7 protein-coding genes and 1 pseudogene are annotated in these 11352 nt (G+C 68.6%); 6 read left to right on the forward strand and 2 right to left on the reverse strand.

Going from position 1 to position 11352, the window contains the following annotated elements; genetic code table 11:
- The coding region (locus tag ACTS11_RS04625; RefSeq protein WP_442639172.1) for an autotransporter assembly complex protein TamA at positions 1–1355 on the reverse strand (1355 nt) is incomplete at its 3' end.
- 148 nt (positions 1356–1503) lie between these two features.
- Between ACTS11_RS04625 and ACTS11_RS04630 the strand changes: the two genes are divergently transcribed.
- Complete coding sequence (locus ACTS11_RS04630) at positions 1504–2490, forward strand: complex I NDUFA9 subunit family protein (RefSeq protein WP_442639173.1); 987 nt, start codon at positions 1504–1506, stop codon at positions 2488–2490.
- On the opposite strand, the gene ACTS11_RS04635 is transcribed toward ACTS11_RS04630, so the two are convergent.
- The gene (locus tag ACTS11_RS04635; RefSeq protein ID WP_442639174.1) at positions 2477–3298 is read right to left on the reverse strand and encodes an undecaprenyl-diphosphate phosphatase; all 822 of its coding nucleotides are present in this window, start codon (positions 3296–3298) and stop codon (positions 2477–2479) included. The genes ACTS11_RS04630 and ACTS11_RS04635 overlap by 14 nt on opposite strands.
- Before the next feature lie 226 nt (positions 3299–3524).
- On the opposite strand from ACTS11_RS04635, the gene ACTS11_RS04640 reads away from it, so the two are divergent.
- The 5 genes and pseudogenes from ACTS11_RS04640 to ACTS11_RS04660 all read left to right on the forward strand — a co-directional run.
- Positions 3525–4961 carry an NAD(P)-dependent oxidoreductase gene (locus tag ACTS11_RS04640; protein WP_442639175.1) on the forward strand — a complete coding sequence of 479 codons (1437 nt, stop codon included), beginning with the start codon at positions 3525–3527 and terminating at the stop codon, positions 4959–4961.
- Positions 4958–5695, forward strand: a complete 738-nt coding sequence (locus tag ACTS11_RS04645; protein ID WP_442639176.1) for a hypothetical protein — start codon at positions 4958–4960, stop codon at positions 5693–5695. Before ACTS11_RS04640 ends, ACTS11_RS04645 begins: the two co-directional genes overlap by 4 nt.
- Positions 5696–5748: 53 nt before the next feature.
- Positions 5749–5982: pseudogene (locus tag ACTS11_RS04650) on the forward strand (GFA family protein); the annotation flags it as partial.
- Positions 5983–6139: 157 nt separating this feature from the next.
- A complete protein-coding gene (gene gltB / locus ACTS11_RS04655; protein ID WP_442639177.1) occupies positions 6140–10678 on the forward strand; it encodes a glutamate synthase large subunit in 4539 nt (1512 codons plus the stop codon).
- Between the two features lie 141 nt (positions 10679–10819).
- A partial coding sequence (locus ACTS11_RS04660; protein WP_442639178.1) for a Hint domain-containing protein occupies positions 10820–11352 on the forward strand: 533 nt, incomplete at its 3' end.

Raw genomic sequence — 11352 nt, forward strand, 5'->3', positions numbered from 1 at the left:
AGATAGCCGCGCGCATCCGCCGTCAGCCGTGCGCCCGCTCCGTCCTCGAGCGCGGCGAAGGGCATGGCGGTGCCGACCATGTAGACGCCGGTGGTGGGGTTCAGCGGGTCGTCGCGGTTGTCCCAGGTCAGCGCGCCAGGCAGGAACAGGAGCGTCGTGTTCCGCGTGCCCAGCGCGTCCTCGAAGCGGTTGGCGCGGATGCCGACGCCGAGCGCGCCCTCGAGCCGCGGCGAGAACCAGTGCTCGACGCCCGCCTCGATGCCGATGCCCGCGAGGCGGAAGGTCGGCTCGTCGAGGCCGATGACGGCAAGTTCGGCATAGGCCAGCGTGTCCGGCGTGAAGGTCGCGGGGCGCGAGAAGCGCAGCCGCAGCTCCGCGTCGACGCCCTCGACCTCGTCGGTGGTGATGCCTTCCTGGCCGATGCCGCTGATCTCGCCGTCGATGCGCAGGCGCTCGGCCCCGCCGAAGAGGTTGCGGTGCAGCCAGAAGGCCGTCACCTGTGCGCCGTCCGCCGACGAGATCTCGGCCCCGAAGCCGAAGCGGCGCGGCGGCGATTCGGCGACCGTCGCCACGACGTTCATGGTGTCGCCGGGGCCGAGCGGCTGTTCCTCCAGCGCGACGGCCGAGAAGACGCCGGTATCGCGCAGGCGCTCGGCCACGCGCGCCATGACGGCCGGCGAATAGGTCACGCCTTCGGGCAGGCCCGCGATCTCGACGATGCGCTCGGGGCGCATCCGGGTATGGCCGCGCGGAACGAGGTCGCCGAAGGTGACGACGGGGCCGGGCTCGATGCGGATCGCGGCGTCGAGCGCGGCATCGCGGTGGCGTGCGACGATCCGCTGCCCCGCCACCTCGGCCACGGCGTGGCCCGCGACGCGCCAGCGCTCGATCGCGGTGCGCGTCGTCGCCTGAAGAACCGGGGTCGATGCGGGGCCGCCGGGCCGGAACGCCTCGGGCAGTTCGGTGCCGCTGGCGAGCGGGCCGATCTCGGCCGTGCCGAAGCTGAAGGACGCGCCGGGCTCAACCTCGATCCGCACGCGATCGATTCTCGCGGGCACGTCGAAGGGGGACAGGCCCGAGGCCTCTCGCCCGTCGAGCGTGATGCTGACCACCGGAGCGAAATGCCCGAATTCGTAGAGCGTCGCCACCAGCCGCGCGTAGTCCGCGCGCGCCGCCGCCACGATGTCCTGCGCGGTGCGCGCGCCGTCCTCCGGCTCCTGCAGAAGGAGGGAGTTCGACCGCAGACGGTCGGCCAGCGCCTCCTCCGCACCCGGGGCGGCGAAGTCGATCTCCTGCGCGGAGGCGGGCATCGCGAGCCCGACCGCGAGGATCAGGCCGGGCAGGATCTTCGGCACGGAAACCATTGCTACAAGACATAGTGGGCTTGTCCGCCGAGCGCCAGCGACCAATCCGGACGGTTCCGGACTTGGGACGATTTGCGCCTTGTGACGCCGACCGCCTCCGCCTATCACCCGCGCAAGGCACCTCCGGAGGCAACCTGGCATGGCGAAACTCGTCACCATTTTCGGCGGATCGGGCTTCATCGGCCGCTACATCGCGCGTCGCATGGCCAAGGAAGGCTGGCGCGTCCGCGTGGCGGTCCGGCGCCCGAACGAGGCGATCTTCGTCCGCCCCTATGGTGTCGTGGGCCAGGTCGAGCCGATCCTCGCCAATGTGAGGGACGACGATTCGGTTCGCGCGGCGCTGCACGGGGCAGACGCGGTGGTGAACTGCGTCGGCATCCTGGCCGAGCACGGCAAGAACCGCTTCGACACGGTGCAGAACGAAGGTGCGGCGCGCATCGCCCGGCTGGCTGCCGAGGAAGGCGTGGCGACGCTGGTGCAGGTCTCGGCCATCGGCGCCGACGAGGGCAGCGACAGCCGGTACGCCGCGACCAAGGGCCTCGGCGAGGCGGCGGTGCTGGAGCATTTCCCGCGCGCCGTGATCCTCAGGCCCTCGATCGTCTTCGGGCCCGAGGACGAGTTCTTCAACCGTTTCGCCCGGATGACGCGCTTCGGGCCGGTCCTGCCGGTGGTCGGCGCGGACACGCGGTTCCAGCCGGTCTACGTCGACGACGTCGCCCGGGCCGCCGTGAAGGGCGTGCTCGGCGAGGCGCAGCCGGGCGTCTACGAACTCGGCGGTCCCGAGGTCAGGACGTTCCGCGAGCTCATGCAGATGATGCTGCGGATCATCCGTCGCCGCCGCCTGATCGTGAACATGCCGTTCTGGGTCGCCGGAATCATGGGGACGGTCTTCGACGGATTGCAGGCGGTGACGCTCGGCCTCTTCCGCAACGGCCTCCTGACGCGGGACCAGGTGCGCAACCTGCGCCGCGACAACGTCGTGGGGGAAGGACGCCGAGGCTTGGAAGACCTCGGGATCGCGCCCGTGGCGATGGAATTGGTGCTCGAGGATTACCTCTGGCCCTACCGCCCCTCGGGCCAGTACGCCGCGATCAAGGAGAGCGCCGACCGCCTCAAGCGGTCGTGAGCGCGCCAGAATAGCCGAGCCAGATCAGGACCGCGCCGAAGACGACGCGGTAGATCACGTAGGGCGTGAAGCTGACGCTCCGCAACAGGCGCATCATGAAGACCAGCGCCGCGAAGGCCGCGACGAAGGCCATGGCGGCCGCGATGGCGCCATAGCGCGCCGCCTCGACATCTGCGGTGGCCACGACTTCGGCGCCGAGGATGACGCCCGACGCCACGATGGTCGGGATCGACATGAGCATGGCGATCCGCGCCGAGGCTTCCCTGTCGTAGCCCAGCATCCGGCCCGCCGTGATCGTGATGCCCGAGCGCGACGTGCCCGGGATCAGTGCGAGCGCCTGCATCAGCCCGAAGACGATGGCGTCGCGCAGCGTCCAGTCCTCGCTCCGCTTGCGCTCCGCCCCCGTCTGGTCGGCCCAGTAGAGCACGATTCCGAACAGGAGCATCGTCCACCCGATCAGAGTCACGCTCCTCAGCGCCTCGGTCAGGTCCAGCATCACGAGGACAAGCCCGCCGAGGATCACCGGCACCGTCGCCACCGCGAGGAGGAAGGCGAGCTTCGAGCCGGGCGTGTCGATCCGGCCCGTCAGCATGCGCGGAATGCCCGACAGGCCGAGCGACACGTCGCGCCAGAAGTAGAGCACCACCGCGCCCAGCGTTCCGACATGCACCGCGACGTCGATCACGAGGCCCTGGTCCTCCTGCCCCGTGAAACCAGGCAACAGGATCAGGTGCCCCGACGACGAGATCGGCAGGAATTCGGTGATGCCCTGCACGAGGGCAACGAGGAGGAGATAGAACAACGACATCGGGAGCGGCGCCTGCGGCTGCTAGCAAGGGACTGATGGAACTGGCTTAATTTTCATTTAGGTACGCTTCGAGACCTATTTTCGATTGCCGGGAACCTCTGCGGTCGACACGGCCCGAGAAAATCCGTTATTAGGTCAGCACTGCTGTCTTTTTATCCCCGTGACACATCTGTATAGCACGCGAGCGCTTCCGCTCAGGACGCTCGGACAGGATGGGAGAATATCCGTGGCCAAGCAACCCATGTTGAAATTCGTCACCGTCTCCAAGGAGATGCCGCAGAAGCGCGCGGCCATCGAGCGCACCGACGATTTCGGCGAGATCTACGGCGAGTACGCGCGCGAGAAGGCGGCCGAGCAGGCCGGGCGGTGCAGCCAGTGCGGTGTGCCCTATTGCCAGAGCCATTGCCCGCTGCACAACAACATTCCCGACTGGCTGAAACTGACGGCGGAGGGCCGCCTGCAGGAGGCTTACGAGATCAGCCAGGCGACCAACACCTTCCCCGAGATCTGCGGCCGCATCTGCCCGCAGGACCGTCTCTGCGAAGGCAATTGCGTGATCGAGCAGTCGGGCCACGGCACCGTCACGATCGGCGCGGTCGAGAAGTACATCACCGACACGGCGTGGGAGGAGGGCTGGGTCAAGCCGATCCGCCCGGCGGTCGAGCGGCCCGAATCGGTGGGCATCATCGGCGCGGGGCCGGGCGGCCTCGCCGCGGCCGACATGCTGCGCCGCGCCGGCCTCCAGGTGACCGTCTACGACCGCTACGACCGGTCGGGCGGGCTCATGGTCTACGGCATTCCGGGCTTCAAGCTCGAGAAGGACGTCGTCATGCGCCGGAACGCCCAGCTCGCGGAGGGCGGCGTGAGCTTCGTCCTCAACTGCGACGTGGGCCGCGACATCACCTTCGACGAGATCCGGGGCAAGCACGACTTCGTGGTGATCGCCACCGGCGTCTACAAGTCGCGCGACCTGCACGCGCCGGGCGTCGGCGCCACGGGGATCGTGCGCGCCATCGACTACCTCACCGCGTCGAACCGCGTGGGATTCGGCGACACGGTGCCGGAGTTCGAGAGCGGCGAGCTGAACGCCGAGGGCAAGCGCGTCGTCGTCATCGGTGGCGGCGACACGGCGATGGACTGCGTCCGCACCGCCGTCCGCCAGGGCGCCACGAGCGTGAAGTGTCTCTACCGCCGCGACCGTGCCAACATGCCGGGCTCGCAGCGCGAGGTCGCCAACGCCGAGGAGGAGGGCGTGGAGTTCGTCTGGCTCTCGGCACCCAAGGGCTTCGCCGGCGACACGGTCGAGGGCGTGATGGTGCAGAAGATGCGCCTCGGCGCACCTGACGCGACGGGCCGCCAGATGCCCGAGCTGATCGAGGGCGCCGACTACGTCGAGGGCGCGGACCTCGTCATCAAGGCGCTGGGCTTCGAGCCGGAGGAGCTTCCGACGCTCTGGGGCTGCGAGGAGCTGGCCGTGACGCGCTGGGGCACGATCAAGGCCGACTTCCGCACGCACCAGACGAGCCTTCCGAACGTCTACGCGGTGGGCGACATCGTGCGCGGCGCGAGCCTCGTGGTCTGGGCGATCCGCGACGGACGCGAGGCGGCCGAGGCGATCCTGGCGCAGGTCACGGCGCAGGGCGCGGGCGTCGCGGCGGAATGAGAGCCGTCCGCAACATACCGCTTCTGGCCGCGCTGGCCGTCGGCCTGCCCGCGACGCCGCTCGCGGCGCAGGAGGCCTCGCGCCTCTTCCAGGTGCCCGAAGGCTGCGAGGCCTTCCTCACGGTGCAGTCGCGCTCGTGCATCGTGTCGCATCACTGGACCTGCGCCGCCGATCCCGAGGGCACGCACTGGCGGGCGTCGCTCGACCAGGACGGGGCATTCTCGGTCAGCTTCACGGATGCCGAGTTCCGCTGGCTTCGGTCCTGGAGCCTGCGCGGCGGCGGCACCGACACGCTGATCGAGCCCGAGGAGGATCCCGCCAGCCTGACCGAGCTGTTGGCGACGGGCAGCGACTCGATGGTCTTCTCGATCCGCGAGGAGAACGAGCTCGGCGTCTTCCGGCGCGACTACACGGGTTTCGACAGCCTGACGGGCGAGAGCGTCGAGGTGGACGGCCGCGAACTCCTCGTGACCGAGTTCGCCTACCAGTACGACACCGCAAACGGCGTCCGCAGGACCGAGGGCAACCAGTTCGTCCACGAGGGCTGGCGCCTGTTCTTCGGCGGGCTCGAGACCGTCACGCTGCCCGACGGAGAGACCTTCGAGGGCAATTACAGCCCCATGGAATTCGCCGAACCCGGCGAGCGCGGCTTTCTCACCATGCAGCCGATCTACGATTGCGGCGACATGATGAGCGCGGTCGACGCGCCCCCCGTCTGGAGGGTCGCGCGGTGATCGAGGCCTACCGCCGCACGGGTGTGCTGGACGGCGCCTGCCTCTGCGGGGCGGTGTCGATCCGGATCGACGGCGCCTACATCGCCGCCGTGGGCGCCTGCCATTGCAGCATGTGCCAGCGCTGGAACGGGACGCTCTACGGCACCTTCGAGGCGGAGGCCGAAGCCGTCACCGTTGCGGGCGACGTCGCGCGCCATGCCTCGACGTCCTTTTCCGAGCGCGCCTTCTGCGCCGTTTGCGGCAGCCACCTCTGGATGCGCAACACCGGCGAGGACGCCGCCTACGAGCTTCTGCCGGGCCTCTTCCCGGCGGCGCGGGACTTTCCGCTGATCTCGGAAATCTACATCGACCGCGCGCCCGCCTACGCCGCGCTGTCGGGAGACCACCGCCGGGCCACCCGCGCGGAATACGAAGCGAAAAACCCCATCTCGAGGGAGACATGCCATGACCAAGTACGATGCCGCCTGGGTCGCCGCCGAGGAAGCCAAGCGCAAGTGGCTGGCCGAGAACGGCATGTATTCCGAAGCGGAGGAGCATTCCTCCTGCGGGGTGGGCCTCGTCGTGTCCATCGACGGCAAGCCGAACCGCAAGGTCGTGGAGAACGGCATCAACGCGCTGAAGGCCGTCTGGCACCGCGGCGCGGTCGATGCCGACGGCAAGACCGGGGACGGCGCGGGCATCCACGTCCAGATCCCGGCGACCTTCTTCTACGACCAGGTGCGCCGCACCGGCCACGAGCCGCGCGTCGACGAGCGCATGGCCGTCGGCCAGGTCTTCCTGCCCCGCACCAACTTCGGCGCGCAGGAGACGTGCCGGACCATCGTGGAGTCGGAAGTCCTGCGGATGGGCTACTACATCTACGGCTGGCGCCACGTTCCGGTGAACACGACCGTTCTGGGCGAGAAGGCCAATGCGACGCGCCCCGAGATCGAGCAGATCATCATCTCGAACTCCAAGGGCGTCGACGAGGACACGTTCGAGCGCGAGCTCTACGTCATCCGTCGCCGGATCGAGAAGGCGGCGCAGGCGGCGGGCATCCGCGAGCTCTATCTCTCGTCGCTGTCCTGCCGGTCGATCATCTACAAGGGCATGATGCTCGCCCAGGACGTGGCCGAGTTCTATCCCGACCTCAAGGACGAGCGCTTCGAGAGCGCCTTCGCGATCTATCACCAGCGCTATTCCACCAACACCTTCCCGCAGTGGTGGCTTGCCCAGCCCTTCCGCATGCTCGCGCACAACGGCGAGATCAACACGCTGAAGGGCAACGTCAACTGGATGAAAAGCCACGAGATCCGGATGGCGTCGACCTACTTCGGCGACCTCGCCGAGGACATAAAGCCGATCGTGCCGCAGGGCGCGTCGGATTCGGGCGCGCTCGACGCCGTGTTCGAGGTGCTGGTGCGCGCCGGACGCTCGGCGCCGATGGCCAAGACGATGCTCGTGCCCGAGGCCTGGTCGAACACCGCCGCGGAACTGCCGCAGGCCTGGCAAGACATGTACGCCTACTGCAACTCGGTGATGGAGCCCTGGGACGGTCCCGCCGCGCTCGCCATGACGGACGGGCGCTGGGTCTGCGCCGGGCTCGACCGCAACGGCCTGCGCCCCATGCGCTACGTCGTCACCGGCGAGGGGATGCTGATCGCGGGCTCCGAGGCGGGGATGGTGCCCGTCGACGAGGCGACGGTCGTGGAGAAGGGCGCGCTCGGCCCCGGGCAGCTCATCGCCGTCGACATGGCCGAGGGCAAGCTCTTCCACGACACCGAGATCAAGGACGCGCTGGCCGCCTCCCGCCCCTTCGGCGAATGGGTGGGCAAGATCACCGACCTCGCCGCCGAGACGAACGCCGTGACCGAGAAGCCGCTCTACGAGGGATCGGAGCTGCGCAAGCGGCAGGTCGCCGCCGGCTACTCGATCGAGGAGCTCGAGCAGGTCCTCGCGCCCATGGCCGAGGACGGCAAGGAGATGGTGGCCTCGATGGGCGACGACACGCCCGCCGCCGTCCTCTCCAGCCAGTACCGCCCGCTCAGCCACTACTTCCGGCAGAACTTCAGCCAGGTGACGAACCCGCCGATCGACAGCCTGCGCGAATACCGCGTGATGAGCCTGAAGACCCGGTTCGGCAACCTCAAGAACGTGCTCGACGAGGACAGCTCGCAGACCGAGATCCTGGTGCTCGACAGCCCCTTCGTCGGCAACGCCCAGTTCGACGAGATGGTCCGGCACTTCAACGCCGAGCATGTGGTCATCGACTGCACCTTCCCGGCGGGCGGCGAGAGTGGCGCGCTCCGCTCGGCGCTCGACCGCATCCGCCGCGAGGCGGAGGATGCCGTGCGCTCCGGCGCGGGCCACATCATCCTGACCGACCAGGGCCAGGGCGCCGGGCGCGTGCCGATGCCGATGATCCTCGCCACCAGCGCGGTGCATTCCTGGCTGACGCGGCAGGGCCTGCGGACCTTCTGCTCGCTCAACGTCCGTTCTGCCGAGTGCATCGACCCGCATTACTTCGCGGTGCTCGTCGGCTGCGGCGCGACGACGGTGAACGCCTACCTCGCGCAGGACAGCATCGCCGACCGGATCGCGCGCGGCCTGATCGAGGGCAGCCTGACCGAGGCCATGGCGCGTTACCGCGCGGCCATCGACGCAGGGCTTCTCAAGATCATGTCGAAGATGGGGATCTCGGTGATCTCCTCCTACCGCGGCGGCCTGAACTTCGAGGCGGTCGGCCTCTCCCGCGCGATGGTGGCGGAGTATTTCCCCGGCATGATCTCCCGCATCTCGGGGATCGGCGTCTCGGGCCTCCAGAAGAAGGTCGAGGAGGTCCACGCCAAGGGCTGGCTCGGCGGCCAGGACGTGCTGCCCATCGGCGGCTTCTACAAGGCGCGCCGCTCGGGCGAGAAGCACGCCTGGGAAGCGCAGACGATGCACATGCTCCAGATGGCCTGCAACAAGGCCTCCTTCGAGTTGTGGAAGCAGTATTCCGCCAAGATGCAGGCGAACCCGCCGATCCACCTGCGGGACCTTCTCGACATCAAGGCGCTGGGCAAGCCCGTGCCCATCGAGGAGGTCGAGAGCATCACCTCGATCCGCAAGCGCTTCGTCACGCCGGGCATGTCGCTGGGCGCGCTCAGCCCCGAGGCGCACAAGACGCTGAACGTTGCCATGAACCGGATCGGCGCGAAGTCCGACTCGGGCGAGGGCGGCGAGGACCCGGCGCATTTCGTGCCCGAGCCGAACGGCGACAACCCGAGCGCCAAGATCAAGCAGGTGGCCTCCGGCCGCTTCGGCGTGACGGCGGAATACCTCAACCACTGCGAGGAGCTCGAGATCAAGGTCGCTCAAGGAGCGAAACCCGGCGAGGGCGGCCAGCTTCCGGGCATGAAGGTCACCAAGCTGATCGCGCGGCTCCGGCATTCGACGCCGGGCGTCTCGCTGATCTCGCCGCCGCCGCACCACGACATCTACTCGATCGAGGATCTCGCGCAGCTGATCTACGACCTCAAGCAGATCAACCCGCGCGCCAAGGTGACGGTCAAGCTGGTGGCTTCCTCCGGTGTCGGCACCATCGCGGCGGGCGTCGCGAAGGCCAAGGCCGATGTCATCCTGATCTCGGGCCACAACGGCGGCACCGGTGCCAGCCCCGCGACCTCGATCAAGTATGCGGGCCTGCCGTGGGAGATGGGCCTGACCGAGGCGCACCAGGTTCTCGCCATGAACAACCTGCGCGAGCGCGTCACGCTGCGCACGGACGGCGGGCTGCGCACGGGCCGCGACATCGTCATGGCGGCGATGATGGGGGCCGAGGAATACGGCATCGGCACCGCCGCCCTGATCGCGATGGGCTGCATCATGGTCCGGCAGTGCCAGTCCAACACCTGCCCCGTCGGCGTCTGCACCCAGGACGAGCGCCTGCGCGAGAAATTCACGGGCACGGCCGACAAGGTGGTGAACCTCATCACCTTCTACGCCCAGGAAGTGCGCGAGATCCTCGCCTCCATCGGCGCGCGGTCGATGGACGACATCATCGGGCGGGCGGACCTGCTGACGCAGGTGAGCCGGGGCGCCGCGCATCTCGACGACCTCGACCTCAACCCGATGCTCATCACCGTCGATGGCGCCGAGCGCATCCGTTATGACCGCAACAAGCCGCGGAACGCGGTGCCCGACACGCTCGACGCGCAGATCGTCAAGGACGCGCACCGCTTCCTCGAGGACGGCGAGAAGATGCAGCTGTCCTACGCCGTGCAGAACACGCTCCGGACCATCGGCACGCGCACCTCGAGCCACATCGTGCAGGCCTTCGGGATGCGCAACCAGCTCCAGCCCGACCACCTGACGGTGAAGCTGGAAGGGTCCGCAGGCCAGTCGCTCGGCGCCTTCGCGGCGCCGGGGCTGAAGCTCGAGGTCTCGGGCGACGCCAACGACTACGTCGGCAAGGGCCTTTCGGGCGGCATCATCGTGGTGAAGCCGCCGCAGGTCAGCCCGCTGAAGGCCGGGGAGAACGTCATCATCGGCAACACCGTCCTCTACGGGGCGACCGACGGGCATCTCTTCGCCGCCGGTCGCGCGGGCGAGCGCTTCGCCGTGCGGAACTCGGGCGCGAAGGTCGTGGTCGAGGGCTGCGGCTCGAACGGGTGCGAGTACATGACCGGCGGCGTCGCGGTGATCCTGGGGTCGATCGGTGCGAACTTCGGCGCCGGCATGACCGGCGGCATGGCCTACCTGCACGACCCCGACGGCGCGGCGCGGGTCAACATGAACCTCGAGACCCTCGTGACCGTTCCCGTGACGGTCGAGCACTGGGAGCACCAGCTGAAGGGCCTGATCGAGACCCATGCCCGCGAGACCGGAAGCCGCAAGGCCGCCGAGATCCTGCAGCACTGGGACCTGGAGCTGAAGAACTTCATCCAGGTCTGTCCGAAGGAGATGCTGAACAAGCTCGCGCATCCCATCGCGGAAGGCGGCCTGGCCATCCCGGCCGAGTGACGAGACCTCCGCCGGCATCCGCAGGGGTGCCGGCGGGTCCGCGGCGGGCGCTTCCGGCTCCTTGCATTAACCATAATTGCTCCAGAAAGCGGGCCCATTCGTCGGCTAGGCCGGTCTCTGTCCATCGACCGAGGCGCTGGCATGCCCACCTATAACGACCAGTTCTACATCATCGATCCCTACGCGCCGCCGCCCGCCGGGACGATGCTCGTCGCGCAGCGCTTCGACGCGGTCGACAACAACGGCGACGGGGACATCGACCGTTTCAACAACGACTCGATCGACGGCGTGGACATCATCGCCTCCTACCCCGGCGACACCGTGACCATCTTCCTGCCGAACGTCGGCAACCTGACCTATACCGGGATAACCTTCTATCTCGCCGACGGGCGCGAGGTGTTCACCCCCACGGACGGGCAGACCCTCTACAACGGCACGCTCGTCTCGGCGACCGCGGTGAGCACGCAGGGTCCGCTTCTCGTGGGCAATCTCGGCCCGCCCTGCCTGACGCCGGGTGTTCTCGTCGATACCGTGGAGGCGCGCGTGCCCGTCGAGCGCATCGCGCCCGGCGACCGTCTCCTGACGCTCGATCACGGGCCGCAGCCGGTCCTCTGGGTCGGGCGCACCGTGCTCCGCGCGAATGCCACCCACGCGCCGGTGCGCTTCGAGGCGGG

Origin of the sequence: Roseicyclus sp., from assembly GCF_052168335.1 — a bacterium.
GTDB lineage: Bacteria > Pseudomonadota > Alphaproteobacteria > Rhodobacterales > Rhodobacteraceae > Roseibacterium.

What these genes read in the sequence shown, in the direction of transcription:
- ACTS11_RS04630 (WP_442639173.1), top strand. Translation starts at nt 1,504, where the DNA reads ATGGCGAAACTCGTCACCATTTTCGGCGGATCGGGCTTCATCGGCCGC.
- ACTS11_RS04635 (WP_442639174.1), bottom strand. Translation starts at nt 3,298, where the DNA reads ATGTCGTTGTTCTATCTCCTCCTCGTTGCCCTCGTGCAGGGCATCACC.
- ACTS11_RS04645 (WP_442639176.1), top strand. Translation starts at nt 4,958, where the DNA reads ATGAGAGCCGTCCGCAACATACCGCTTCTGGCCGCGCTGGCCGTCGGC.
- gltB (WP_442639177.1), top strand. Translation starts at nt 6,140, where the DNA reads ATGACCAAGTACGATGCCGCCTGGGTCGCCGCCGAGGAAGCCAAGCGC.